Genomic DNA, 26,244 nt, shown 5'->3' with positions numbered 1-26,244 from the left:
AGCATCCGCGCACGCCGCCCGACAGTTGTTTCAGTTTTGAAATAGAGCTACCTTGGGGGCATGGCCGAGCCGCTCACCCCCACGGAGATGGCTGGCTGGCGGGCGTATATCGAGTCCAGCCAGCGGCTGATGACCCAGCTGGAAGAGGACCTGCGCGCCGACAGCGGGCTGACCTTCAACGACTACCACCTGCTGGTGCTGCTCTCCGAGGCACCGGGTCAGCGCCTGCGGATGGGCGAGCTGGCCAACCGGTTGGTGTTCTCTCCCAGCCGCTTGACGTACCAGATCGGTGCGATGGAAAAGCGCGGGCTGGTGGCCCGCGAGAGCTGTCCGGAAGACCGCCGGGGCAGCGAGGCCGTGTTGACGGCCGAGGGCCTGCGCGCGCTGCGCGCGGCCGCGCCGCACCACCTCAGCTCGGTGCGCGCACATTTCGTGGACGACCTCGACGAAGCCGAGATCGCCGTCCTCACCCGCGTTTTCACCCGGCTCGGCGAGCGCCTGCGCGCCGAGCGGGTCGCTCAGTAAGGAGTTCGACAATGCCCGCCATCACCGTCGACGACGTACTCGTCCTGCCCCGCTTGCCCAAGCTCGACCCCGCCACCACGGAGTTCCGCGGGGTCCGCCGCCTCATCACCGCGCCCAGCGGCTTCGAGGGCGAGGGCTTCCCGGTCCGCCGCGCTTTCGCGGGCGTGCCGCTGACCGAGCTCGACCCCTTCATCCACCTCGACCAGATGGGCGAGGTCGACTACGCGCCGGGCGAGCCGAAGGGCACGCCGTGGCACCCGCACCGCGGCTTCGAGACCGTCACGTACATCATCGACGGCATCTTCGACCACCAGGACTCCAACGGTGGCGGCGGCACGATCACCAACGGTGACACGCAATGGATGACCGCCGGCAGCGGCATCCTGCACATCGAGGCGCCGCCGGAGCACCTGGTCATGAGCGGCGGCCTCTTCCACGGCCTCCAGCTGTGGGTCAACCTGCCCCGCGCGAAGAAGATGAGCCCGCCGCGCTACCAGGACATCCGCGGCCGCGAGGCGAGCCTGCTCACGACGCCCGACGGCGGCGCGCTCATCCGGGTCATCGCCGGCGAGATCGACGGTCACCAGGGCCCGGGCACCACCCACACGCCGATCGCGATCGCGCACGTCACGCTCCAGCCCGGCGCCGCGCTCGAGCTGCCGTGGCGCAGCGACTACAACGCCTTGGTGTATGTGCTGGGCGGCCGCGGCACGGTCGGCGCCGAAGGCCGCCCGTTCCACACTGGACAGATGGCCGTGCACGGGCCGGGCGAGGCGCTGCGGGTGACCGCCGACGAGCGGCAGGACTCGCACACGCCGGCGCTGGACCTGTACATCATGGGCGGCGAGCCGATCCGCGAGCCGGTGGCCCACTACGGCCCGTTCGTGATGAACACCCGCGAGGAGCTGGTGAAGGCGTTCGAGGACTACCAGGCGGGTCGGCTGGGCGTCATCCCCGCCAAGCGGGTCCCGCACTCGGGTGGCGAGACGCCGCCGGTGTCGTAGGAGTGCTCAGAGGGACACGAGGTACATGCCGGCGACGCCGAGCACGACCATCAGCAGGACGGTGAGCAGCAGGCCGCGGCCGGCCTCGACGGGGGCCTGAGCCTGCTCGGTGGTGATGGAGTCGGTGGTCACTGTGGCCTCCTGGGGGGCTCGCTTCGGTCACATTGACGTTATGGCGGCACCCATACCTGGGTAATCACGGTTTCGTGCCGCTGACGAACTGGTTCCTCACCGCGCCGGAACGCGATAACGACGTGTCCGACATACCCGCTTGGACAGAAGGAAACACCACCGAGCCGTTGATTCATGGCTCGACCTACTTCGAGCGCCTCGCCAGCGCCGTGGAGGCCATGTCGGAGGGGGACTACCTCTTCTTCACGGACTGGCGGGGCGACCCGGACGAGCGGATGCGCCCCGACGGACCGACCGTCTCCGAGCTGCTGTGCCAGGCCGCCAAGCGCGGCGTCGTGGTCAAGGGCCTGATGTGGCGCTCGCACCTCGACGCGCTCCAGTACAGCGAGGAGGAAAACCGCCACCTCGGCGAGGCCATCGAGGCGGCGGGTGGTGAGGTGCTGCTCGACCAGCGGGTACGCCGCGGCGGCTCGCACCACCAGAAGCTCGTCGTGCTCCGGCACCCCGGGCACCCCGAACGTGACGTGGCGTTCGCCGGCGGCATCGACCTGTGCCACAGCCGCCGCGACGACGCCGACCACCGCGGCGACCCGCAGGCGGTGCGGATGTCCGAGCGGTACGGCCCGAACCCGCCCTGGCACGACGTCCAACTCCAGCTGAAGGGGCCGGTGGTCGGCGCGCTCGACACGTCGTTCCGGGAGCGGTGGAGCGACCCGACGCCCCTTGACTTCCACAGCCCGACCGCCTGGGCGCGCGACAAGCTCGGCGGTGCCGACCTCAAGGCCGACCGCCTCCCGCCGCGGCCGCCCGACCCGCCGCCCACCGGACCGCACGCGGTGCAGGTGCTGCGCACGTACCCGTCGGTGCGGCCGGCGTACGATTTCGCGCCGAACGGGGAGCGCACGATCGCCCGCGGCTACACGAAGGCCATCAAGCGCGCCCGCCGCCTGATCTACCTGGAGGACCAGTACCTGTGGTCCCGCGAGGTGGCCGACCTCTTCGCGGACGCCCTGACCCAGAACCCCAACCTCCACCTGATCGCCGTCGTGCCCCGCTACCCGGACGTGGACGGCAAGCTGGCCTGGCCGCCCAACCAGGTCGGCCGCGCCAAGGCCTTGGATGTGTGCAAACGCGCCGCCGGCGACCGGGTCCATGTCTTCGACGTGGAAAACCACGAGGGCAACCCGGTGTACGTGCACGCCAAGGTCTGCGTCGTCGACGACGTGTGGGCGAGCGTGGGCAGCGACAACTTCAACCGCCGCTCGTGGACCCACGACAGCGAGCTGTCGTGCGCGGTACTCGACGAGACCCGCGACGACCGCTCCCCCACCGACCCGGCCGGCCTCGGCGACGGCGCCCGCGTGTTCGCCCGCGACCTGCGCCTGCGCCTGATGCGCGAACACCTGGACCGCGCCGACGACGGCAGCGAGGACGCCGACCTGATCGACCCGATGGACGCGGTGGCGGCCGTGAAGGCGCACGCACAGGCGCTGGCCGACTGGCACGAGAGCGGCGAGAAGGGCCCTCGCCCGCCGGGCCGCCTTGTGACGCACGAGCCGGAGCGCCTCTCCCGCCTGACAAAGCTGTGGGCGGTACCGGCATACCGCCTCGTCTACGACCCCGACGGCCGCCCGCGCCGCCACCGCCGCTCCGCCACCTGGTGAGGCCGCGCGGGCCCGCTACGGAGCGAGCCGCCAGTCCCGGGCGACCCAGATCGGGCATTCGGGGTCGCCGTCGAGTGTCATCGCGGCCTGCCACGCGGGCACCGCGGGGCTGCCGCTGGCCAGCCAGCGGTCGATCAGGGCGGAGGCGTGCTCCGCGTACATCTCGGCGTGCGGGCCGCTGCCGCCGACCGCGCCATCCGGCCAGATCGTGGCTCCGCCACCGTCAGCGGTCTCGTCGAGCAGGGCGCAGCCGCCGTCCGCGGCGTGGTCCGGGGGCTGTGCGTACGTCGTCCGGGCGTCCCACGCGCCGAACGCGAACCACATGTCGTGGTACCGGAACACGTCCAGCGGCGGGTCGAAGCGCGCCGGGTGGCGCACCGACGGCGGGAGCAGCGGGCCGGTGCCCAGCGGGTGGGCGCCGCGATAGAGCGCGGAGAGCGGGCCCGCCGCGGACATGAAGCCGGCGGGGCAGACGCCCCTCGCGTGCACCGCGCCGGCGCCGTCGCGCGCGATGCGGAGCACAGGATGGTGGCCGGCGTGGCGGATCGGCGCCAGCACGAAGCCGCCGGGCACGAGCTGGTCGAGCCAGCGGGGCGAGGCGCCGGCCACGCCGACGGTGACGATCACCCGGTCGTACGGGTCGCCGGCCAACCAGCCCTCGTACCCGTCGCCGAGCTGGAGGTCCACTGTGGATGAGGTGGCGGCGAGGGCTGTCGCGGCCCTGGCAACCACGTCCGGCTGTACGTCCACTGTGGTCACGCGCGCGCCGGCGGCGGTCATCAGCGCGGCGTTGTAGCCGGTGCCGGCGCCGACCTCCAGCACCCGCGCGCCCGGCCACAGGTCGAGTGCCTCGATCATCGCGGCCATCAGCGACGGCTGGCTGGACGAGCTTGTCGCGCGACCGTCCTGGATCTTCGTGACCAGCACGTCGTTGGCGTACACCGCGTCGAGGAAGCCTTCGTCGCCCGGCGCGACCCAGGTGCCGTCGCGGCCGTGGAAGCCCTCCGCGACGAACACCTCCCGCGGCACCGTCGCGAACGCCTCCGCCACCTCGGGACGCGTGATGGCCCCCTCACGCCACAGCTCGTCGGCGAAGCGCCGGCGCAGCGAAGCGGAGGAAGCCATCACACCACCGTACCGATCAGGACAGATCAAACTCGGGGTTACCGAGGGTGGTTACCCACTTGCGCACTTTCTCCACGTCGCCGCCGGCGAAGGCCAGGCTGAGCATGAGCAGCAGCCGCGCCTTCTGTGGCAGCAGGTCGTCGCCGGCGATGATGGGCTGGGTGGTGCTGCCGCCGTACACCGAGCCGGAGCCGGTGCGCGTGGTGCTCACGAAGACCACACCCTTGGCCGCCGCCGCCGTGCGGGCCGCACTCTGCGCGGACGACAGGCCACCCGCGCCGGTACCGGCGGTGACGATGCCCTTCACGCCCGCGTCCGCGAACGCCGTGATCGCCTCGCCCCCGGCCTGCTGGTACCCGGTCACCACCTCGACGCGGGGCAGCGCCTCGGGGCCGAGCTTGGTGAGGTTGAACGGCGTGTACCACTTGCTCTTGTCGTCGCACTCCTGGATGCGGGCGGGCGCGCGGCCGACCTTGATGTTCGCGCCGTCGATCCAGCCCAGCACGCCGAACTCGCGGGTCTGGAACGTGTCCATCCGGTACGAGCTGGTCTTTGTCACGTCCCGCGCGGCGTGGAACTCGTCACCGAGCATCAGCACGGTGCCGTAGCAGTACGTGGCCTGGCTGGCGGCGAGCACGATCGCGTTGTAGAGGTTGGCCGGGCCGTCGGCGCCGATCACCTTCGGGCCGTCCGGCGAGACCGCCGCCCAGGGGCGCATCGCGCCGGTGAGCACGACCGGCTTCTGGCTGCGCACGGAGAGGTCCAGCCAGTAGGCGAACTCCTCCATCGTGTCGGTGCCGGTCGTCACCACCACGCCGTCGGAGGACTTGAGCGCCGCCTCCACGGCCAGCGTGAGCGCGTGGAACTCGGGGATCGTGTACCCGCCGGACCCCTTGTTGCCGAACTGCACCGTGCTGACGTCGGCCACCGCGCCGATCTCCGGCTGGAGGTAGCCGACCATGTCGCCGATCGCGATCTGGCCCGAACGGTAGTCCTGGAAGCTGCTGCGCGAGGTTGCCACCCCGGAGATCGTGCCTCCGGTGCCGATGACGGTCACCTTTGGCTTCTTGGCCTTCGCCGAGGCGACGGCCTGGGTGTACGCGACGCTCTCGATGTTGGTCAGGGTCTGAACGCCGTCGACCGTGACGGGCGAGGAGCCGTCCTCGGGCACGGGAGCCGCCGATGGCTGGCCGAGCGCGGAGACGACGAGGGCCGCGGTGACCGCGGCGGACACGACGGGGAGGAGTACGGCGCCGAGGCGCGAAAACGATCTCTTCGGCATGCGGGAGATCGTCGGCGTGATCCGTTACGGGACCATTGCAGTTTGATCAAATATGCCGTCGCCCGGATGATCAACCACTGAGCGGCTGCCACCAGGCGTCCACCGACACCGGCGCGGTCACGTCGACCCGCTCACCCGGGCGCGGGATCGCCACCGGCACGTCGAACGCCTTCGCCTCCCGCCACAGCCGGTCGACCGGCTCGCTCCACGAGTGGTACGAGAGCACGAACGTCGCCCAGTGCACCGGCAGCAGCAGCCCCGCCCGCACGTCGACGTGCGCCTTGACCGCGTCTTCCGGCGTCATGTGGATGTCCGGCCAGGCCGGGCTGTACGCGCCGATCTGGATGAGGCTGGCGTCGAACGGCCCGTACTTCTCCCCGATCGCCGCGTAACCGTCGAAGTAGCCGGAGTCGCCGGTGTAGAAGACCTTCCGGTCGCCCGACTCGACCACCCACGAACCCCACAGCGTGCGGTCGCGGGCGAAGAGCCGGCCGGAGAAGTGGCGCGCGGCGGTGGCGGTGAGCCGCAGGCCGGCTCCGCCCGCCGGGCGCGCCGGGCCGAGATCGACGCCGTCGTCCCAGTCAAGCTCGATGATCCGTTGCCGCGGCACCCGCCAGCGGTCGAGGTGGGCGCCCACGCCGAGCGGCACCAGGAAAGGCGCCTCCTGGGTGCGGACGAGCTGCCGCACCGTGGGCAGGTCGAGGTGGTCGTAGTGGTCGTGCGAGATCACGATCGCGTCGACGGGCGGCAGCTCCTCGAGCGGTACCGGCGGCGGGTGCAGCCGGCGCGGCCCGGCGAACGGGAACGGCGAACACCGCTTGCTCCACACCGGATCGAAGAGCACCCGCCGGCCGTCCATTTCGACGAGCGTGCTCGCGTGCCCGTACCACGTGAGGTGCAGGCCCTCGGCGGGCGCCGCGCCCGGCGTCACGAGCGGGACCGGCGACGTGGGCCGCCGTACCTGCTTACCGAAGATCATCTCTCGCATGGCCGCCCGCATCGCGCCGCGCGGGAGCACGGAGGCGGCCACGTTGTTGTGGAAACGCCCGTCCCGGTACTGCGGGGACGCGCCCACCTGGTCAGCGCGCGGGCGGCCCCCGAAGGTGGCAGGTCCGAACCTCATCGCCCAACCGTACGACGGTCGTGACCGTTTCTTCGTAAGGCCCCGGTAACCAGGTGCTGCGAGAATGGTCCACGTGTATGACTTCGACGTGCTCGTGCTGGGCTCCGGCCCCGGCGGGCAGAAGGCCGCGATCGCCGCCGCCAAGCTCGGCCGCCGGGTCGCCATCATCGAGCGACGTCACATGATGGGCGGGGTGTGCATCAACACCGGCACCATCCCGTCGAAGACGCTGCGTGAGGCCGTGCTCTACCTGACCGGCCTCAACCAGCGGGAGATGTACGGGCAGAGTTACCGGCTCAAGGACGACATCACGGTCGACGACCTCACCGCCCGCACGCAGCACGTCATCGGGCGGGAGACCGACGTCATCCGCAGCCAGCTCGCCCGCAACCGCATCCGCCTTCTCACCGGCACCGGCGGCTTCACCGACCCGCACACGCTGCGTGTCGTCGACGACACCGGCCGCGAGTCGAAGGTGACCGCCGAAAAGATCGTGGTGGCCGCCGGCACGCGCCCGGCCCGCCCGTCCACGGTCGAGTTCGACGACCGCACAATCATCGACTCCGACGGCATCCTCAACCTGGAGCACGTCCCGCAGTCGCTGGTCGTGGTGGGCGCTGGCGTGATCGGCATCGAGTACGCGTCGATGTTCGCCGCGCTGGGCTGCAAGGTGACAGTGGTCGAGCGGCGCGACCGCATGCTCGAGTTCTGCGACCTGGAGATCATCGAGGCACTCAAGTACCACCTGCGCGACCTGGCGGTGACGTTCCGGTTCAGCGAGACGGTCGCCTCGGTCGAGCGCCGCGCCACCGGCGCGCTCGCGGTCCTGGAGAGCGGCAAGCGGATCGCGGCTGACGTCGTCATGTACTCCGCGGGCCGCCAGGGCATGGCCGACCAGCTCAGCCTGGAGGCGGCCGGCCTGAGCGCCGACAACCGCGGCCGCATCAAGGTCGACGAGCACTTCCGCACCGAGGTGCCGCACATCTACGCGGTCGGCGACGTGATCGGCTTTCCCGCGCTCGCCTCCACCTCCATGGAGCAGGGCCGCCTGGCCGCACACCACGCCTGCGACGAGCCGGTGCGCGCGATGCACGAGCTCCAGCCGATCGGCATCTACACGATCCCCGAGATCAGCTTCGTCGGCCGCACGGAAGACGAGCTGACCGAGAAGCGGATCCCCTTCGAGACCGGCGTCTCCCGCTATCGCGAGCTGGCCCGCGGCCAGATCATCGGCGACTCGTACGGCATGCTCAAGCTCCTGGTCTCCCCCGACGACCGCACGCTGCTGGGCGTGCACGTCTTCGGCACCGGCGCCACCGAGATCATCCACATCGGCCAGGCGGTCATGGGCTGCAAGGGCACGATCGACTACCTGGTCGACACGGTCTTCAACTACCCCACGCTCGCCGAGTCGTACAAGGTCGCCGCCCTCGACGCCATGAACAAGATGCGCAGCATCGACCGCATGCGCGCGTGACCGCTACTCACCCTCCGAGCCCGACACCTCACCAGCGGCATTCCCCCGTCCGCGTCACCTGCGGACCGCACGCTCCCGCGGGCCCCGCTCCGGCCGGCGGCTCGCGAGCGCTCGCCGAACCCCCCGGCCTCCGCTGCCGGGTCCGCGCGCCAAGCCCAGGCCACCCGCGCCGCGGTCGTTCGCACGGTCTGCGGGCGCCCGCCCATGCCCCGGAGCACCGCACGGTCGGCCCGCACCTCGCCACGCCCCGGACGCGCCCGCCTGGAGCCCGGCTGGTCGGCCCGCACCTTCGCCGCGCCCGGGACCGCCCGCTAGGAGCCGGCTGGGGCTGGCAAGAGCCGGCTGAGGGCCGCCAAGAGCGCTGGCCCGCGGGCACGGCCCCGGTTTGGCCAGCGCGGTGACCGTCCGCCTGCCGCGGTACGGAGCCGCGGGCCTAGAGAACTTGGGGTTGAGGTGGGCGATTCCGGACGCGACAGAGCGGGGTGGTTGCCGTCTTCGACGCCGATCAGGAAAGCTGGCGCGTGGCCGCCGGTCAGAAGAGCGCGGCGATCGGGAAGCCGGCAACCGCGACAACCCTCACTCCGAAAGCTCTACGGATCCGCCCGAGCCGGCCGCCCAGAGGTGAGCTGCCGCTGTGCCCGCGGTCGCCGCTCACCCTCCGCGATCACCCAGCTCAACCAAGGAGCCCGCTCCGGCAGATCTTGGCAAGTTAGCGTCGAAATAACGCGCAAACTCACCAAGATTGCGAAGCTCACACCGCCTGCACCAGATCGGCAGTCACAGACCGCGACGACGGTGCCGAACTGCGGGCGGACTCGCGCGCTCCCGCCTCGAAGATCTCCAGAAGCACGGGCGGAGAAGATCGGACCAGTGGATCTTGCATCTTGCCTGGTCAATGCCTTACCCCGTAAAAGCTGGCCACTGCGGCGCGGGCACCGTGAGCTGGGAGGACACCGGAGGCTGTCGCACGGCAAGCGATCCTTACTCCGAAAGTCGAGCGCGCTAACTCACCAAGATTTCGAAGCTCGCACCGCCCCCATTGATCGACACAGACCGCGACGACAGCGTGAGGTCGGCTACCCGGGGGTTGGGGTGAGCTGGGCGACCGCGGAGGGTGAGGCCGCGGGAGCAACGGTCTGGACCACCGCGGGCGTCGCGGTAGCTCAATTCTGGAGAGGGGTTGGTTGGATCGCGGGCGGCAGCGGGCGGCGGTGGACGATGTCCAGGCGGGAGACGGCCCTGGTCAGTGCGACGTAGAGCAGGCGCGGGTGCAAGCCGGCGGGCTCGACCAGCACCACGTGGTCGAACTCCAGGCCCTTGGCGAGGCGGGCCGGCAGCGCGGTGACCCGGTCGTCGGGCGGGGTGAAGGGCTCGTCCGTGATGACGCCGATCGAGCCCTCGTGGCCCAGCGCCTCGCGCACCGCCTGCCGCGTCGCCGCGCGGAGGTCGTCGGCCTGGCGGACGCGCACCGTGCCGTCGGTCCGCATGGCCTGGGTCGGGGGTACGTCCACGTCCAGCGTCGCGAGCAGGCGGTTGGCCAGCGCGAGCACCGCGCCGGGCACGCGGAAGCCGGCCGTCAGGGTCACCAGCTGAGCCTTCGGCTTGCCGAGGTGGGTGAGCTGCTCGGCCCAGCTCGTCGCGGCCCACGGTGCGGTGCCCTGCGCCAGGTCGCCGAGCACGGTCAGCGAGCCGTGCGTGCTGCGGCGGGCCAGGGCGCGGCACTGCATCGGTGACAGGTCCTGGGCCTCGTCGACGATGATGTGGCCGTACGACTCGGGGTGGTTGATGAGGCCGGCCACCTCGTCGATCAGCAGAAGGTCGGCCGCGGACCGCCGGCCGCCGCGGCGGAGGATCGCCTCCTGCTCGGTGGGGGTCAGGATGCCGTCGGCGGCGGTGGACGGGTCGCGGAGGAGGGTGGCCACGACGTCCTCGGGGCGTACGGAGGGCCACACGCGGTCCAGGAAGTCGCGGACCGGGCGGGAGCGGCCCATCCGCTGGATCCACGCGGCGCCCGGCGCGTAGCCGCGGGCTTCGGCCTGCCGCTGGAGCAGGCCGACCACGCGGGCGCGGAGGCGTTCGCGGGCGATGCCGTAGGGCAGCGACTCCTCCCAGACCTCGCCGACCAGGCGGCCGAGCGCACGCTCGGAGATGCGCCACCGGGCCGAGTCTTCGGGCACCACCAGCGGGCCGGCCGGCTCCCCGAGGCGGGCGTAGAGGGCGCGGCTGAGCACCGCCGCCATGCGCGGGTCGTGTTTCACGGCCGCCGCCGCCTCGCTGTCGGTGCCGGTGACCGGGCGGCGGGCGATCACCTGGTCGAGCGTGCGCTGCGCGATGTCGACCTCGCCGAGGGCGGGCAGGACGGCGGAGATGTACCGCAGGAAGGCCGGGTTCGGGCCGATGACCAGCACGCCGTCGCGCTTGAGGCGGCGGCGGTGGGTGTAAAGCAGGTACGCGGCGCGGTGCAGCCCCACCGCGGTCTTGCCGGTGCCGGGCGCGCCCTGCACGCACACCGACTCGTCGAGGTCGGCGCGGACCAGGTCGTCCTGGTCGGGCTGGATGGTGGCCACGATGTCCCGCATCGGCCCCACGCGCGGCCGCTCGATCTCTTCGGTCACGATGCGGCTGGCGATGTCCTGCCCGCGCCACAGGTGCTCGTCCTCGAAGCCGGTCAGCTCGCCGTCGCGCCACCCGTACCGCCGGCGCACCTGGACGCCCTGCGGGTCGCGGGCGCTTGCCCGGTAGAAGGTGCGGGACACCGGCGCCCGCCAGTCGATGACCATCGGCTCGCCCGCCTCGTCGGCGATGTGCCGGCGGCCGATGTAGTACGCCTGTCCACTGTGGTCACCGGCGGAAGGGGCGTCGGCAAACCGGAGGCGCCCGAAGTAGAGCGGCCCGTCCGGCTCCTCGGCCAGCTCCTTGGCGTAGCTCTTGAGCATGCGGCCGAGCGTCTCCGCCGTGTACCGGTCGCCGGCCACCTGCGCACCCGTGGCGACGCGGTGCCGCGCCAGGTCGAGCATGCGGGCCAGCGCCGCCCGCGAGGCGGCCAGGTGCTCCCGCTCCGCTTCCATCGTCATGCCCATAGCTTAACTCGGTAAAGAATTTGCCCGAGTGTAGTATCGGCCACGTGACCGGGCTCCGCGAGCGCAAGAAGCAGCGCACCCACGACGCGATCTCGGCGGCCGCGATCTCGCTGTTCCTGCAGCGGGGGTACGACGCCGTCTCGGTGGCGGACGTGGCGGACGCGGCGGAGGTCTCCAAGCCGACCCTGTTCAAGTACTTCGCGACGAAGGAAGACCTGGTCCTGCACCGCATCGCCGATCATCAGGGCGAGGCGGCCCGGGTCGTGCGGGGTCGGCGGCCCGGAGAGAGCCCGCTCGCCGCGCTGCGCCGGCACTTCCTCGACGGCCTCGACCGCCGCGACCCGGTCACCGGGCTCAACGACCACGAGCAGGTGCTGGCGTACCACCGGATGGTCTTCTCCACGCCGAGCCTGGCAGCCCGCGTGGCCAGCTACACCGCCGCGGAGGAGGACGCGCTGGCCGAGGCGCTCGGCGGCGACCGCACCGCGCGCCTCGCGGCCGGCCAGATCGTCGCGGTCCAGCGGATCCTCGCCCGGGAAAACTGGCGCCGGCTCATCGAGGGCCACTCGGCCGCGCGGCTGCACGCGGAGGCGGTGGACGCCGCCAACGGCGCGTTCGACCTACTGGAGCGCGGGCTTGGCGACCACTACCCCGGTGACCTCGCCGAGGCCTAGCTCCGGACGGTCGCCGGCGGCGGGCACCCGTCCCCGGATGACCACCTCGTCGCCGTCTTCCAGAAACGACCGGGTGACCCCACCCGGCAGCGCGAACGGCGACCGGCCAGCCTGGCTCAGCTCCATCAGCGAGCCCGCCTGGTCCGGCTCCGGCCCGCTGACGGTGCCGGAGGCGAAGAGGTCGCCGGGGCGGACCGTGGCGCCGTTGACGGTCATGTGGGCCAGCATCTGCGCGGCGGTCCAGTACATCGACGGGAACGGCGGGCGGGTGATGACGGTGCCATTCAGCTCTATCTCAAGCGCGATGTCCAGGCCCCACGGCGGCAGTGCCGCATCGTCCAGATAGGACATCAGTGGGACGTCGCGCGGCGGGGGCGCGGTCCGCGCGTTGTCAAAGGCTTCCAGGGGTACCACCCACGGGGACACCGAGGTCGCGAACGACTTGCCGAGGAACGGGCCGAGCGGCACGTACTCCCATGCCTGCAGGTCACGCGCGGACCAGTCGTTTACCAGGCACACGCCGAAGATGTGCTCGGCCGCGCCGGCGAGCGCCACCGGCTCGCCGAGGCGGGTGCCGCCGCCGACCACGAAGCCCACCTCGGCCTCGATGTCCAGCCGCAGGCTCGGTCCGAACTCGACCGTGCCACCCGCGACCCGGCGCTGCCCGTGCGGGCGGGCGATCGGCGTGCCGGACACCACGACCGTTCCGGAGCGCCCGTGGTAGCCGATCGGCAGGTGCTTCCAGTTTTCCGGCAGCGCCGGCGAGTCGGGGCGGAAGATGCGGCCGATCGCCGAGGCGTGGTGCGCGGAGGCGTAGAAGTCGACGTAGTCGCCGACCGCGAACGGCAGGTGGGTGCGGCCGATCGGCGCCAGCAGCGGCTCGACCACCGGCCTGACCGACTCGTCAGTCAGCCACGTGCGGACCGCCTCGCGCAGCCGCCGCCACGTGGACGCGGGCGCGGCCAGCAGCGGGTTGAGCACCGGCCCCGACACCAGCGGCGCCAGGTCGGGCGCCAGGCGCGCGCACGCGCCCGCCAGGTCGAGCGCCACGTCGCCGATCCGCACCACGAGCCGCGGGTCGCCGGCGCCCGTGGATACCGCGCCGTACGGCAGGTTGTGCACACCATAGGGGTGCCCGGCCTCGACGCCGGGCACCCACGTCACGGGACTCACAGGACAGACACTAGAGGTTGCCGCGGCGCAGCTGCTCGCGTTCGATGGCTTCGAAGAGCGCCTTGAAGTTGCCCTTGCCGAAGCCGAGCGACCCGTGCCGCTCGATGAACTCGAAGAACACCGTCGGCCGGTCCCCGATCGGCTTCGTGAAGATCTGCAGCAGGTAGCCGTCCTCGTCCCGGTCGACAAGGATCTTCCGCTTCTGCAGCTCCTCGACCGGCACCCGCACGTTGCCGATGCGCGCGCGCAGCTCGGGGTCCTCGTAGTACGAGTCGGGCGTGTCCAGGAACTCCACGCCGGCCGCCCGCAGCGCGTCCACTGTGGCCAGGATGTCGTTGGTGGCGAGGGCGAGGTGCTGCGCGCCGGGGCCGCGGTAGAACTCCAGGAACTCGTCGATCTGGCTCTTGCGCTTGCCGACGGCCGGCTCGTTGAGTGGGAACTTCACCCGGTGGTTGCCGTTCGCGACCACTTTGGACATCAGCGCCGAGTAGTCGGTGGCGATGTCGTCGCCGATGAACTCGGCCATGTTGGTGAAGCCCATGACGCGGTTGTAGAAGGCGACCCACTCGTCCATGTGGCCCAGCTCCACGTTGCCCACCACGTGGTCGAGCGCCTGGAAGAGTCGCGGGCGCTGGGGGAGCGTGGACGTGCGGGCGACGTACCCGGGCAGGTACGGGCCGTGGTAGCGGGAGCGGTCGACGAGCGTGTGGCGGGTGTCGCCGTACGCCGCGATGGCGGCCATCCGCACCGTGCCGTGCTCGTCGGCCACGTCGTGCGGCTCTTCGAGGATCCTCGCACCCTGGCGGCGCGCGTGCGCCACGCAGGCGTCCACGTCCGGCACCTCCAGCGCGATGTCGCTCACCCCGTCGCCGTGCAGGTCGTGGTGTGCGACAAGCGGGCTCTCCGGGTCGACCGCGCCCTTGAGCACAAACCGCACGGCCCCGCTGCGCAGCACGTACGCGCAGTGGTCGCGGTTGCCCGTCTCCGGGCCGGAGTACGCGACGAGCTCCATCCCGAAGGCCAGCTGGTAGAAGCGGGCCGACTGGGTGGCGTTGCCGACGACCCACACGATCGCGTCCCAGCCGGTCACCGGGAACGGGTCGGCCTGCTCGTCGTACTCCACCAGCCCGACGAGTTGCTTGAGCTGCTCGAGGCTGAGATCGGCGAGCCGCTCGTCATCGGTCAGAACGTGTTCGACGGTCATGAGCACTATCTGATCGTGTACCGGGCACCTGTGCAACTGGCGTACCGTGAGCTAGTCAGGATGAACAATTGGCACAGTGTTTCTGCCGAATAGCTATACAGATTGGCTAGAGATGGAGTTAGACACACTCGACGTCGCGCTGCTGCGGCTGCTGACCGAGCACCCCCGCATCGGCGTCCTGGAGCTGTCCCGCCTCGCCGGGGTCGCCCGCGCCACCGTCACCGCGCGGATGGAGCGGCTGCGCACCTCCGGCGCCGTCACGGGCTACGGGCCGGAGATCGACCTCGCCGCCGCCGGCTACCCGGTCCAGGCCTACGTGACGCTGGAGATCGCCCAGGGCCGGCTCGACGAGGTCACGGAGCACCTCGTGGCGCTCCCCGGCGTGCTCGAGGCGTACGCGACGACCGGCACCGGCGACGTGCTCTGCCGCCTCGCCGCCCGCTCCAACGACGACCTCCAGCAAATCCTGCTCGAACTCAACCGCTCGACCGGCATCCGCCGTTCCACAAGTGTGGTGGTCCTCTCGACGGTGGTCGCGCACCGCACGCTGCCGCTGCTCACGCACGGTGTGCAGCGGGGCGCGCACCACGCGCCGTCGTACAAGAGTCCCGCCTAGGTTCCCGGTCTTCTTGGGGACTTTCTGTAATCCGGTGGCTGGCCTGCCGGTCTCCACATACGGAAGGGTCGGCACCGGCACGCGGAGCGTGCCGCGGAAAGGGGAGGCAGGCGGATGTCCCGAACCGGTCGGGCCACACCGGACGCCGCGCTGGTCAGCGCGGCGCAGCAGGGCGGCGCGCACGCGCTCGACGCGCTGGTGGCCGGCTCGCTCCCGCTGGTCTACAACATCGTCGGGCGCGCGCTGCGCGGTCACGCGGACGTCGACGACGTGGTGCAGGAGACGCTGGTACGGGTGGTGCGCCACCTGCCCGACCTGCGTGACCCGAGCGCCTACCGCCCCTGGCTGGTGGCGATCACGATCCGGCAGGTGCGCGACTGGGAGCTGCACCGGCGCACCACGCCCGCCCGCCCCGTGGCGGTCGAGGCGATGCAGGAGGTGCCCGACCCCGGCCCCGACTTCGCCGACCTCACGATCGCCCGCCTCGGCCTCACCGACCAGCGCCGCGAGGTGGCCGAGGCGACCCGCTGGCTGGACGCCGACGACCAGGAGCTGATCGCGCTCTGGTGGCTGGAGGAGGCGGGCGAGCTGGAGCGCTCCGACCTCGCCGGCGCGCTCGGCCTTTCGCCCAACCACGCCGGTGTGCGAATCCACCGCATGAAGGAGCAGATCCAGACCGCCCGCACCGTCGTGCGCGCTCTCCGCGCGCAGCCGGGGTGCGCCGCCCTCCGCGCGGTTGCCTCTTCCTGGAACGGCAAGCCGGACTCGCTCTGGCGCAAGCGGCTGGCCCGGCACGTGCGCGACTGCGGCGTCTGCGCGCGTACCTCCGGTGACCTCGTGCCCATCGACCGCCTGCTCGCCGGCATCTCGATGCTGCCGGTGCCGGCCGCGCTCGCCGGCAAGTTCGGCGGTTCCGCCGCGCCCACCGCGTTAGCCGCTGCGTCCGCGAAGGCGGCGGGCGCGGCGAAGGTGGCCGGCGCCGCGAAGGCCGCGGCGGTCGCCGGCGGCAGCAGCCTCGCCGTGCCGATCACCGCCGCGGCGACGGTCGTGGTGCTGGTGACCGCGACCCTCGTCGGCGTCAAGCTCAGCCGCTCCCCCGACACCGAGCCGGCCGCCAACCCGCTGCCGGTCGCGGTCGCGGACAGCCCGTCGGCGACGCCCGCCCCGCTGCCGACGACCAAGCCGCCGGCGAGCCCCACGCCGACCCCCAAGGCTCGCGCCACCACCAAGGCGCCCGCCGCGCCACCGGCCGCCACGTCGCCCAAGAAGGGCGTCGCGGTGTGGACCTTCAACGGCGTCAGCCAGGCCCTCGCCAGCTCCAAGGCCAGCTGGTACTACACGTGGAACCCGCGCCACGACGGCGTGACGACCCCGAAGGGCGCCCAGTTCGTACCGATGATCTGGGGCACCAAGGACGTCAACGACTCCGCGCTCGCGGCCGCGAAGGCCGCCGGTCCCTACCTGCTCGCCTTCAACGAGCCCGACATGGAGGGCCAGGCCAACATGAGCGTGGAGCAGGCGCTCGACCTGTGGCCACGGCTCCAGGCCACCGGCAGCAAGCTGAGCAGCCCGGCGGTCGCGTTCGGCGGCGCCGACCAGGGCGGCTGGCTTGACCGCTTCATGTCCGGCGCCAAGTCGCGCGGCTACCGGGTCGACTTCGTGGCCCTGCACTGGTACGGCGGGGACTTCACCACGGCCAACGCGGTCGACCAGCTCCGCCGGTACCTGCAGGCCGTCTACGAGCGGTACAAGAAGCCGATCTGGCTGACCGAGTTTGCGCTCATCGACTTTTCCGGCGGCAGCGCGCGCTTTCCGGGCCAGGCCCAGCAGGCCGCGTTTGTGACGGCAGCAGCCAAGATGCTGGGCGGCCTCTCGTTCCTGCACAGGTACGCCTGGTTCGGCCTGCCCGCGACCGACAAGGACCAGTCCGGCCTCTTCCGCACCGGCACCACGCCAACGGCCGTCGGCCGCGCGTTCGTCGCCGCCCGCTGATCACCCCACCGACCCGGCGGCCGTGATCCGCACCGACATCTACCACCTCGGCACCCCGCCACCGGCGTACCACCTCGGCGCGGTCGCGCTGCTCGGCGACGCCGCGCACGCGATGACGCCCCACCTCGGGCAGGGCGCCAACCAGGCGATCGAGGACGCGGTGGTGCTCGCCGCGGCATGCGCGCCGGGGGCGACGTGGCCGCGGCGCTCGGCGAGTACGACCGGAGGCGCCGGCCCCGCGCTCAGGGAGTGGCGCGGGCGGCGCTGCGCACCGGGCGCTTCGGCCAGCAGCTGCGCAACCCGCTCGCGATCGCCCTGCGCAACGCCGCGATGCGCCTCACGCCGCACCGGGTCGCGCTGCGCTCGATGGCGAGCCAGGCCGACTGGACGCCGTGAGTCAGGCGGGGTCGTCGTCGGGGTACTGGAACACGTCGTCGAGCGGGACCTTGAAGACGCGCGCGATGCGGAAGGCCATCTCCAGCGACGGCGAGTAGCGCCCCTGCTCGATCGCGATGATCGTCTGGCGGGTGACGCCGATGCGGTCGGCGAGCTCCGCCTGGGTCATCTCGCCGTGGTTGAAGCGCAGCGTGCGGATCGAGTTGGTGACCCGGGTCGGCTTGACCATGTCAGAATCCCCGCCGGTAGGCCACGATCTTCGCCACCGCCGAGCCGAGCGCGGCCAGGCAGAACGCGAGGTAGAGCGCGTTGGCGATCCAGAAGTAGTCGACCTCGGTCATGGCCAGCACCAGCGGCACCAGCGCCGCGAGGCTCATCACGTGAAAACCGACGAACTCGCCGATCCGGTGGATCTGCCGGTCCCGCTCGTCCTTGCGGTCCACCTCCTCCTTGCGGGAGAACATGCCGGCGACCATGTTTGCCGCGATGTTGAGCACCATCGCGGCGACGATCGCGGTGATCAGCGGCCGGATGTACGACACGTCGGCGACATCCGTGCCGTCGATCCGGCCTAGCATCACGACGGCGTACGCCACCGGCACGACGACGGCGATGGCCGCGTAGATCCAGGAGCGCTTCTCCTCGAAGGACATGCTCCGAAGGTAAAGCGCGCCAGACATCATGTCAAGTATTTTTGACTTCGACGGGTCGAGGGGCGCGGGCCCACGCCCGGTGGGCCCGCGCCGGTCACCAGCTGTGCAGCGTGCCGTCCTCGAGGCGGTTCACCGGCAGGGCCGCCGGCTTGTAGGGGTGGCGCGCGGCCAGGTCCTCGTCGATGTCCACACCGAGCCCCGGCTCCTCCGAGGGGTGCAGGTAGCCGTCCTCGAACCGGTACGTGTGTGGGAAGACCTCGTCGGTCAGGTCGGCGTGCGGCATGTACTCCTGTAGCCCGAAGTTCGGGATGCTGATGTCGAGGTGCAGCGCGGCCGCGAGGCACACCGGCGACAGGTCGGTGGCGCCGTGCGAGCCGCTGCGCACGTGGTAGAGCGCGGCCAGGTCGAAGATCCGCCGCAGGTGGCTGATGCCGCCGGCGTGCACCACGGTCGCCCGCACGTAGTCCACCAACTGTTCGCTCACCAGCTGATGGCAGTCCCAGATGCTGTTGAAGACCTCGCCCACCGCGATCGGCGTCGTCGTGTGCCGCCGGATCAGCCGGAACCCCTCTTGGAGCTCGGCCGGCACCGGGTCCTCCATCCAGGTCAGCGCGTACGGCTCCAGGCTCTTGCCCAGCCGCGCGGCCTCGATCGGCGTGAGCCGGTGGTGCACGTCGTGCAGCAGCTTGAGGTGCGGCCCGAACTCCTCCCGCACCCGCGCGAACGTCGAGGGCACGCTGTCGAGGTACCGCTCGGTGGACCAGATCGCCTCGGTCGGGATGGCCGCGTCGGCCGGTTCGTAGACGCCCGGGCCGGTGTGCACGCCGTACACATCGGACAGTCCTGGTATCCCGGTCTGCACGCGCACCGCCTTGTACCCCTGCTTCACGAAGTCGGCGATCCGCTCCAGCACACCGTCCACTGTGTCCGCGCTGGCGTGCCCGTACACCGTCACACCCTCGCGTGACCGCCCACCCAGCAGTTGGTAGACCGGAAGGCCGGCCACCTTGCCCTTGATGTCCCAGAGGGCGGTGTCGACGGCGGCGATCGCGCTCATCGTGACCGGGCCGCGCCGCCAGTACGCGCCCTTGTAGAGGTACTGCCACGTGTCCTCGATGCGCGCCGGGTCCCGCCCGATCAGCAGCGGCACGACGTGCTCGCTGAGGTAGCCCGCAACGGCGAGCTCACGGCCGTTGAGCGTGCCGTCGCCGACGCCCGTCACGCCCTCGTCGGTGACCAGCTTCAACGTGACGAAGTTGCGGCCGGGGCTGCTGACGATCACCCGGGCGTCCACGATCCTCACTCGACGTCCTCCCTCGACCGCCGCGACGGTGGCGCGGGCCGCCGCCCACCGCGACGACCCGCGCACACCACGACCCGTCCCGCCCGCACGCGGCAGGTCGTGGTGGGCCGGAAATGCCCGCGGCCGCGCCGGCGACGCGAAGTGCCAGGGCGACCGCTGCCGACATCTTTCCGGAACTATTCCGGAAGAACGTAGCCAAGCCTGAGCCAGGTAGTCAAGCAGTTCGATCGCCACATCAACGTGGCAAGCCCCGGCGGGGTCAGAGACGGCTGGTCGCCTGCCAGCGGGCGGCCAGGGTGGCCCGGGCGTCAGCGGTCAGCTCGCCGTGGAGGCGGAGGCGGGCCATGCCGCCGTCCGGAAAGACATCCAGGCGCACGTGCGTGGCGGCCGGCGGCGCGGGCGGGATCGCAAAGCGGTGCCGGGTGTCGGGCTGCAGGCGGGTGCGCGGCAGGATGTCGAACCAGGCCGCCGGATCGTCTATGTCCGCGGCCCGGGCGTCCACTCCGCGGAGGCTGGCCGCACCCGGCGCGTTGCCCTTGAAGTGGCTCGTGTCCAGCTCGGCGATCCGCACGACGCCCGGCCCGGCCAGCTTGACCAGCACCCAGTCGTTGCCGTCGTCGCGGCGGCGGGCGGTCTCCCACCCCTCACCCATCACCCGCGCGAGGCCGGGCGCGATAAGGCGGTGTGGCGGGCCGTAGAACATGTTGCTGCACCCGACCGCCTGACCGCCGTGCTCCATCGCGGCCAGGTCGAGCACCGCGGGGAGCAGGGCGGGGTCGGGCACGACCTCACCGTGTACGCGCAGCCGGGCCACGCCGCCGTCCGGGTGGATGGTGAGGCGCACATGGGTGCTGCGGTGGGTGTCGCTCACCTCGAACTCGTTGCGGGCGTCACCGGCGAGCGGCGACTTCGGCACCAGCGGGGCCCAGCGCGCGGACGCCAGCTCGGCCGGCCCGGGATAGCCGTCGAGCGCCGCGCCCTCGACCGAGGCGTACGGCGGGTAGTTGCCGGTGAAGAACGCCGTGTCCACGACGACACCCCGCACGATGCCGGGTGCGCCAAGCCGCACGATCGCGTGGTCGTGCCCGGGCTCGCGGCGCCGTCGGGTCTCCCAGCCGTCGTAGACCTGGCCCTTGGGGCCGAACGTCTGCGCCGCGAAGCTCGGCGGAGCGTCGGTCACGAGGTTGTCGCCGGCGGCGAACAGCTCGTCGGAGACGTACGGCACGCCGCCGCCCAGCGACCGGGCCGCGAGGTCGGGCAGCAGGCGCCAACTCATGCCGCACCTCGGGACAGCAGCCGGCCGCGCGGGGTCACACCGTCCACGATGGAGCCGCGCAGCCAGGTCGTGTGCACCTTTCCGAGCAGGGCACGGCCGTGGTACGGGGTCACCGGGTGCCGGTGCCGCAGCCGCCCCGCGTCGACGACGAAGGCGGCGTCCGGGTCGAAGGCGACAAGGTCGGCGTCGTAGCCCACGGCGATGCGCCCCTTGCGGCGCAGGCCGACGAGCTCGGCCGGGCGGGTGGCCATCCACCGCACCACGTCGGCGAGGCCGAAGCCCCGGCCGGTCGCCTGTGTCCACACCACGGGCAGGCCGAGCTGCAGCGAGGCGATACCGCCCCACGCGGCGGCGAAGTCACCGGTGTCGGCGCGCTTCAGGTCCGGTGTGCAGGGCGAGTGGTCGGACACGACGCAGTCGATGGCGCCGCTGGCCAACCCTTGCCACAGCGCGTCCCTGTTGGCCGCGTCGCGGATCGGCGGGCAGCATTTGTACTCCGTCGCCCCGTCCGGCACCTCCTCGGCCGTGAACGTGAGGTAGTGCGGGCAGGTCTCCACCGTGACGTTCGGCGCGTCCACGATGGACCGCAGCGCGGCGGCCGCCGACAGGTGCAGCACGTGCATGCGCCGGCCGGTCTCGCGGGCCGCCGCCACGACGGTGCCGACCGCACCGGTCTCCGCGCTCGGCGGGCGGGACGCGACGAAGTCGGCGTAGTGCGGCGAGCCCGCTGCCGGCTCGATGGCGGCCGGATCCTCGGCGTGGATGACGAAGAGCGCGTCCACCGCCGACAGCGCCTCCCGCAGCTGCGCGGATGAGAGCGGCGGAAACTCGGGCACGCCGGAGTCGACGAGAAACGCCTTGAAGCCGAAGACCCCGGCGTCGTACAGCGCGGCCAGCTCGCCCGCGTTGCCGGGGATCGCGCCGCCCCAGAAGCCGGTGTCCACATGGCACTGCCCCTCGGCCGCGGCCCGCTTGACGGCGAGCGCGCCGGCGTCGACGGTGGGTGGCAGCGAGTTGAGCGGCATGTCCACGATGGTCGTCACGCCACCGGCCGCGGCGGCGCGAGTGGCGGTGGCGAAGCCCTCCCACTCGGTGCGGCCCGGCTCGTTGACGTGCACGTGGGTGTCGACGAGGCCGGGCAGGAGCGCCACGTCCTCCAGGTCGACGCCGTCCACCCCCTCGTACGGCGCGATCTCGGCGATCCGCCCGTCCCGCACGCACACCGAGGCGGGCCGCTCCCCCTCGGGCAGGACGGTCCGCCGCGACCGCAGGACGAGATCGAACGTCACAGCGCCTCCTCGGCGTCGAGGGCGCCACAGTGGACACCGCGGGCCAGAAACGCCTCCAGCGCCCGGGCCGTGGCCGGCTCGTCGAGGATGCCGCCGGCGCGGCGCTCCCGGTACGCGGCGAGCCGGGCGCGGGCCGCGGGGGCGCCGTCGCGGAAGAACGCGTACGTCGCGGCGTAACGGGTGGGAAGCTGGGCCGGGTGCAGGTCCCAGCCCTGGTAGAAGCCGCGCTCCAGCGAGCGGCGCACGAGCCGGTGGTGCAGCGCCCACGCCTCCTGCACGGCCTCGGTCTCGCCGACCGGGAGGACGTTGGTGGAGCCGTCCGAGAGGCGTACGCCGGTGCCGGCCGCGGCCACCTGCATGACCGCCTTGGCGTGGTCGGCCGCCGGGTGCTCCAGGCTCTGCTGCGCGGCGGCGATTCCGAGGCCGGCACTGTAGTCGTACGTGCCGTAGTGCAGGCCGGTCAGCCGCCCCGCCGCGGCGCCGACGAGCTGCGCGACCGTTGCCCGCCCGTCGGCGCCGAGCACCGCGGGCGGCGTCTCGACCTGCGCCTCGAAGCGGAGCGCGCCGTCCGGCAGCCCGTACACCTCCTCCAGCCGTCCACACAGGACCGCCATCGCCCGCGCCTGCTCGGGCGCGCTGACCTTCGGCAGCGTCACGACGAAGCCGGGCGGCAGGCCGCCGTACCAGAAAAGGAACACGGCCAGCGTGCGGACCGCGCGCCGCCGCGTGGCCGCCTCCAGGCTCTTGACCCGCAGCCCCACGAACGGCGGCGCCGGCCCGTCCCGCAGCGCCGCGGCGGCGGCCACCGCGTCGGCGTCCTCGGCGGCGTCGTCACGGACCCCGTACCCGTCTTCGAAGTCGATCCGCAGGTCTTCGATCGGCTCCCGCTCCAACTTGGACAGCACCCGCTCGCGCAGCTCCTCGCCGAACGGGAGCGGCGGGTGCGCCTTCAGCGCCTCCAGCGCGGCCGTGCCCCACTCGTCGACAAGCCCGGCGTGCACGCGGTCGGCCGGCACGTACACCGTGTGCACCGGCTGCCGCCCACCCTGGTCACCCGGGTAGCGGGCGGCCAGGGCCGCGTCGAGCTCGCCGAGCATGCCGTCCAGCTCGGCGAAGACGGAGTCGAGGAACGAGTCGGGATGCATCCGCCGCCCGCTAGTCGTCTATCAGCTCGTTGGCCGGCACGGTGAGGAAGTCGGCGAAGTCGTCGGCCAGCGCGACCCGCTCGAAAAGCTCCCGCGCCGTCTTGTACCGCTCCGGGCTGCCGAGCCGGGCCAGCTCCTCGTCACCGATGCGGCGCACCAGATCGGCGGTGATGGGCGTGCCGTCCGGAAGCGTCACGCCCTGGTGTACCCACTGCCAGATCTGCGACCGGGAGATTTCCGCGGTGGCCGCGTCCTCCATCAGGTTGTTGATCGCGACCGCGCCGTTGCCCTGCAACCACGCCTCGATGTACTGAAGCGCGACCGACACGTTGTTGCGCAGCCCCGCCTCGGTCACCGAGCCGGGCGTGGCCGCGATGTCGAGCAGCCGGTCGGCGGTGACCACGACGTCGGGCCGCAGCCGGTCGAGCTGGTTGGGGCGGTCGCCGAGCACGGCGTCGAAGACCTCGCGGCACACCGGCACAAGGTCGGGGTGGGCCACCCACGAGCCGTCGAAACCGTCACCCGCCTCGCGCTCCTTGTCTTCACGCACCTTGGCGAGCGCCACCTCGTTGACCGCCGGGTCGCGCCGGCTGGGAATGAAGGCGGCCATGCCACCCATCGCGAACGCGCCGCGGCGGTGGCAGGTGGCGACGAGCAGCTCGGTGTACGCCCGCATGAACGGCGCGGTCATCGTCACGGACGCCCGGTCGGGCAGCACGAACGACGGGCCGGCGTCCCGGAAGTACTTGATGATGCTGAAGAGGTAGTCCCAACGGCCGGCGTTGAGGCCGGCGGCGTGCGGGCGCAGCTCCCACAGGATCTCGTCCATCTCGAAGGCGGCCGGGATCGTCTCGATGAGCACCGTCGCGCGGATCGAGCCCTGCGGGATGCCCAGGGCCTCCTGCGCGTGGGTGAAGACGTCGTTCCACAGTCGAGCTTCGAGGTGACTCTCCATCTTGGGCAGATAGAGGTACGGCCCGCTGCCTCGCTCCAGCAGCTCGCGCGCGTTGTGGAAGAAGTACATCCCGAAGTCGAACAACGCGCCCACCGCGGGGCGCCCGTCGATCGGCAGGAGGTGCCGCTCGTCGAGGTGCCAGCCGCGCGGGCGCATGACGATCGTCGGGTACGGCCCGGCGCCCAGCTCGTAGTGCTTGTCGCCGGTGTCGAGCGAGATGGTCCGGCGCACGGCGTCGTAGAGGTTTTGCTGCCCACCGACCACGTTGGACCAGTGGGGGTGTTGGCGTCCTCCAGGTCGGCCAGCCACACCTTGGCTCCGGAGTTGAGCGCGTTGATGGCCATCTTGCGCTCGGTCGGTCCGGTGATCTCGACCCGCCGGTCGGTCAGGTCGGCGGGCGCGGGTGGGACCTGCCACTCGGTGAGGCGGATCTCGGCGGTCTCCGGGAGGAAGTCGAACCGGCCGGTGCGGGCGACCTCGGCACGCCGCTGCGCGCGGCGGGCGATCAGCTCATCGCGGCGGGGGGCGAACCGCCGGTGCAGGTCGGTGACGAACTGCATGGCCTCGTCACTGAGAATCTCGGTCACTTAAGCACCGTAACCGAGCCAGCGGCCCCGCGCGCCGGCTAACGCAGGGGCTTCTGCGGGCGGCGCTTGGGTTCCTTGGTCTTGCCGCGCTTGCCGCCCTGCGCGACGCCGGTCAGCCGGAGCGCGAGGCCCGGGCACATGTCGACGGCCCGGCGGGCGTCGGCCTCCAGCCAGTTCGGCACCGGGGTGTCGGCGATCGCGGGGTACCCGTTTCCGTCCAGGCGGATCAGCTCGGGCACCAGATGGGCGCAGAGCCCGTGCCCGTCGCACCGGGTCCAGTCGACGACGAGCTTGCCGACCCCGCCGGTCGTACCCTCCGTCTCCGGCGAGCTCGACAGCGGGAGCACACCCTTGACCGGGCGGCCACAGCCCTCGCTGTACGCGTGGATGGCGATGTCTTCCGCGAAGACCTCCAGCGCCGACAGCGCGAAGCGGGTGGTGCCGTCGGGGTGGCTGCACGCGCCGCGCCCCTTGACCACGCCCGCCGCGGCGCGCACGGCCGCCTGGCCGCCACCGCCCTGCACGAGCTTCGAGACGGTGCGCGCGAGATCCGGCAGGCCCAGCCGGCACGGGCCGCACTGGCCGGCGGACTCGGCCGCCATGTAGTGCATGACCCGCTCCACCTCGCCGAGCGGGCAGGTGTCTTCGGGCAGCGGGACCATGATGCCCGCGCCGAGCGTGCCACCGACCTCGGTGAGGCTCTCGCGGGAGATCTCCGCCCGAGAGGCGGCCTCCGCGGTGATCCACTTTCCGTGGTACCCACCGAGGAGAAGTCCCTGCCCGGGGCCGGTCCCGCACATGCGCAGGACCTCCTTCAGCGGCACGCCGGTCGGCGCTTCCACCACGCTCGGCTTGCCGTTGGCGGTGATCGTGAGCAGGACCGTGCCGGGCTCCTTGCCGGTGCCGACCGCCGCGTACTCCCGCGGCCCGACGCCCGCCGCGAATGCCAGCTGAGCGTACGTCTCGGCGTTGGACAGCAGCGTGGGCAGCCCGTCGACGCCCGAGTCGCTGGATCGGATCTTCCGGCCGGGCGGGATGTGCGCCTCGCCGTTGATGCCGCGGACCAGCGCGCCACCCTCACCCGAGATGAACCGGTGTGGCACGCCGACGATCCGGGTCGGTGCCGGCATCCGCCGCTCGGCGAGCGCCCGCCGCAGCGACTCGTGGCCGACGTGGTCCTTTTCCACGCCGATCACGATCTCCTCGGCCTCCAGCGCCCACGCGGCGAGCGAGGCGCCGTCGAGGATCAGGTGCGGCGCGCGGGCGAGCAGCACCTTGTCCTTCCACGCGGCCGGCTCGCCCTCGGTGGCGTTGACCACCACGACGATCGGCTTCTCCTGCCGCATCGCCGAGTCGATGACCGCGCGGACCTTGCGGGCGAACGGGAACGCCGCACCGCCGCGCCCGGTGAGCTTGATCTGTTCGGCGAGGGAGATGAGCTCCGCGCTCGACATCGGGCGCAGGTCGCCGTGGACCTGCTGGTGATCCCAGAGATCCAGGCGGCCGAACTGCTCAAAGCCCGCGGTCAACCGGGCCGGGCCGGCGCGACCGACGGCCGGAACCATCCCG

Annotated in this window: 22 protein-coding genes and 1 pseudogene; 8 read left to right on the top strand and 15 right to left on the bottom strand. The window is 72.0% G+C overall.

Features of this window, described 5'->3' with window-relative positions; genetic code table 11:
- Nucleotides 1-60 precede the first annotated feature (60 nt).
- The gene (locus tag Phou_RS48945; RefSeq protein WP_173071643.1) at nucleotides 61-525 is read left to right on the top strand and encodes a MarR family winged helix-turn-helix transcriptional regulator; all 465 of its coding nucleotides are present in this window, start codon (nucleotides 61-63) and stop codon (nucleotides 523-525) included.
- An 11-nt stretch (nucleotides 526-536) separates the two neighbouring features.
- The gene (locus Phou_RS48940; RefSeq protein ID WP_173071641.1) at nucleotides 537-1,529 is read left to right on the top strand and encodes a pirin family protein; all 993 of its coding nucleotides are present in this window, start codon (nucleotides 537-539) and stop codon (nucleotides 1,527-1,529) included.
- 6 nt (nucleotides 1,530-1,535) lie between these two features.
- On the opposite strand, the gene Phou_RS54855 is transcribed toward Phou_RS48940, so the two are convergent.
- Nucleotides 1,536-1,661, bottom strand: a complete 126-nt coding sequence (locus Phou_RS54855) for a hypothetical protein (protein WP_281365210.1) — start codon at nucleotides 1,659-1,661, stop codon at nucleotides 1,536-1,538.
- A 74-nt stretch (nucleotides 1,662-1,735) separates the two neighbouring features.
- Here Phou_RS54855 and Phou_RS48935 point away from each other — a divergent pair, with 74 nt between their 5' ends.
- Entirely contained in the window at nucleotides 1,736-3,325 is a 1,590-nt protein-coding gene (locus tag Phou_RS48935) for a phospholipase D family protein (RefSeq protein WP_173071639.1), read from the top strand.
- 15 nt (nucleotides 3,326-3,340) lie between these two features.
- On the opposite strand, the gene Phou_RS48930 is transcribed toward Phou_RS48935, so the two are convergent.
- The 3 genes from Phou_RS48930 to Phou_RS48920 form a co-directional block, all read right to left on the bottom strand.
- Nucleotides 3,341-4,450 (bottom strand): protein-L-isoaspartate O-methyltransferase family protein, encoded by a 1,110-nt coding sequence (locus tag Phou_RS48930; RefSeq protein WP_173071637.1) that lies wholly within the window; start codon nucleotides 4,448-4,450, stop codon nucleotides 3,341-3,343.
- 16 nt (nucleotides 4,451-4,466) lie between these two features.
- A complete protein-coding gene (locus tag Phou_RS48925) occupies nucleotides 4,467-5,732 on the bottom strand; it encodes an asparaginase (protein WP_173071635.1) in 1,266 nt (421 codons plus the stop codon).
- Nucleotides 5,733-5,802: 70 nt separating this feature from the next.
- Nucleotides 5,803-6,855, bottom strand: a complete 1,053-nt coding sequence (locus tag Phou_RS48920; RefSeq protein WP_173071633.1) for an MBL fold metallo-hydrolase — start codon at nucleotides 6,853-6,855, stop codon at nucleotides 5,803-5,805.
- A gap of 64 nt (nucleotides 6,856-6,919) precedes the next feature.
- On the opposite strand from Phou_RS48920, the gene sthA reads away from it, so the two are divergent.
- A complete protein-coding gene (gene sthA, locus Phou_RS48915) occupies nucleotides 6,920-8,332 on the top strand; it encodes a Si-specific NAD(P)(+) transhydrogenase (protein WP_246274850.1) in 1,413 nt (470 codons plus the stop codon).
- Between the two features lie 1,163 nt (nucleotides 8,333-9,495).
- Here the strand turns inward: sthA and Phou_RS48910 are convergent.
- Entirely contained in the window at nucleotides 9,496-11,406 is a 1,911-nt protein-coding gene (locus tag Phou_RS48910; RefSeq protein ID WP_173071631.1) for a HelD family protein, read from the bottom strand.
- Between the two features lie 50 nt (nucleotides 11,407-11,456).
- Between Phou_RS48910 and Phou_RS48905 the strand changes: the two genes are divergently transcribed.
- Nucleotides 11,457-12,086, top strand: coding sequence for a TetR/AcrR family transcriptional regulator (locus Phou_RS48905; protein ID WP_218579662.1), 630 nt, complete (start codon nucleotides 11,457-11,459; stop codon nucleotides 12,084-12,086).
- Here Phou_RS48905 and fahA read toward each other — a convergent pair.
- Both fahA and hppD read right to left on the bottom strand, forming a co-directional pair.
- A complete protein-coding gene (gene fahA, locus Phou_RS48900; protein ID WP_173072157.1) occupies nucleotides 12,033-13,250 on the bottom strand; it encodes a fumarylacetoacetase in 1,218 nt (405 codons plus the stop codon). The genes Phou_RS48905 and fahA overlap by 54 nt on opposite strands.
- Nucleotides 13,251-13,269: 19 nt before the next feature.
- Nucleotides 13,270-14,463 carry a 4-hydroxyphenylpyruvate dioxygenase gene (gene hppD / locus Phou_RS48895; RefSeq protein WP_173071629.1) on the bottom strand — a complete coding sequence of 398 codons (1,194 nt, stop codon included), beginning with the start codon at nucleotides 14,461-14,463 and terminating at the stop codon, nucleotides 13,270-13,272.
- A 112-nt stretch (nucleotides 14,464-14,575) separates the two neighbouring features.
- Here hppD and Phou_RS48890 point away from each other — a divergent pair, with 112 nt between their 5' ends.
- The 3 genes from Phou_RS48890 (at nucleotide 14,576) to Phou_RS55970 (ending at nucleotide 17,467) form a co-directional block, all read left to right on the top strand.
- Nucleotides 14,576-15,079 (top strand): Lrp/AsnC family transcriptional regulator, encoded by a 504-nt coding sequence (locus Phou_RS48890; RefSeq protein WP_173071627.1) that lies wholly within the window; start codon nucleotides 14,576-14,578, stop codon nucleotides 15,077-15,079.
- A gap of 114 nt (nucleotides 15,080-15,193) precedes the next feature.
- Entirely contained in the window at nucleotides 15,194-17,071 is a 1,878-nt protein-coding gene (locus tag Phou_RS48885) for a sigma-70 family RNA polymerase sigma factor (RefSeq protein ID WP_173071625.1), read from the top strand.
- A 177-nt stretch (nucleotides 17,072-17,248) separates the two neighbouring features.
- A complete protein-coding gene (locus tag Phou_RS55970; protein WP_246274849.1) occupies nucleotides 17,249-17,467 on the top strand; it encodes a hypothetical protein in 219 nt (72 codons plus the stop codon).
- Between the two features lies 1 nt (nucleotide 17,468).
- Here the strand turns inward: Phou_RS55970 and Phou_RS48875 are convergent, their stop codons facing one another.
- The 8 genes and pseudogenes from Phou_RS48875 to Phou_RS48840 all read right to left on the bottom strand — a co-directional run bounded on the left by Phou_RS48875 (nucleotide 17,469) and on the right by Phou_RS48840 (nucleotide 26,240).
- Nucleotides 17,469-17,696: a helix-turn-helix transcriptional regulator gene (locus tag Phou_RS48875; protein ID WP_173071622.1), complete on the bottom strand. Its 228-nt coding sequence runs from the start codon at nucleotides 17,694-17,696 to the stop codon at nucleotides 17,469-17,471.
- Nucleotide 17,697: 1 nt separating this feature from the next.
- The gene (locus tag Phou_RS48870) at nucleotides 17,698-18,120 is read right to left on the bottom strand and encodes a hypothetical protein (protein WP_173071620.1); all 423 of its coding nucleotides are present in this window, start codon (nucleotides 18,118-18,120) and stop codon (nucleotides 17,698-17,700) included.
- Nucleotides 18,121-18,214: 94 nt separating this feature from the next.
- Nucleotides 18,215-19,423 carry a D-mannonate dehydratase ManD gene (gene manD / locus Phou_RS48865; protein WP_173071618.1) on the bottom strand — a complete coding sequence of 403 codons (1,209 nt, stop codon included), beginning with the start codon at nucleotides 19,421-19,423 and terminating at the stop codon, nucleotides 18,215-18,217.
- Between the two features lie 259 nt (nucleotides 19,424-19,682).
- Nucleotides 19,683-20,699, bottom strand: coding sequence for an allantoicase (gene alc / locus Phou_RS48860; protein WP_173071616.1), 1,017 nt, complete (start codon nucleotides 20,697-20,699; stop codon nucleotides 19,683-19,685).
- Nucleotides 20,696-21,988, bottom strand: coding sequence for an allantoinase AllB (gene allB / locus Phou_RS48855; protein ID WP_173071614.1), 1,293 nt, complete (start codon nucleotides 21,986-21,988; stop codon nucleotides 20,696-20,698). Before allB ends, alc begins: the two co-directional genes overlap by 4 nt.
- On the bottom strand, nucleotides 21,985-23,133 hold the full coding sequence (locus Phou_RS48850; protein WP_173071612.1) for a DUF6986 family protein: 1,149 nt from the start codon (nucleotides 23,131-23,133) through the stop codon (nucleotides 21,985-21,987). The genes allB and Phou_RS48850 overlap by 4 nt, the downstream gene beginning before the upstream one ends.
- A gap of 10 nt (nucleotides 23,134-23,143) precedes the next feature.
- Nucleotides 23,144-24,675: pseudogene (gene aceB / locus Phou_RS48845) on the bottom strand (malate synthase A).
- Between the two features lie 38 nt (nucleotides 24,676-24,713).
- A complete protein-coding gene (locus Phou_RS48840; RefSeq protein WP_173071610.1) occupies nucleotides 24,714-26,240 on the bottom strand; it encodes a ferredoxin in 1,527 nt (508 codons plus the stop codon).
- Between the last annotated feature and the right edge of the window lie 4 nt (nucleotides 26,241-26,244).

The sequence above is a fragment of the Phytohabitans houttuyneae genome, from assembly GCF_011764425.1.
GTDB lineage: Bacteria > Actinomycetota > Actinomycetes > Mycobacteriales > Micromonosporaceae > Phytohabitans > Phytohabitans houttuyneae.
The sequence above is the reverse complement of the archived record's forward strand: the minus strand, read 5'-3'. Positions and strand labels throughout refer to the sequence as shown.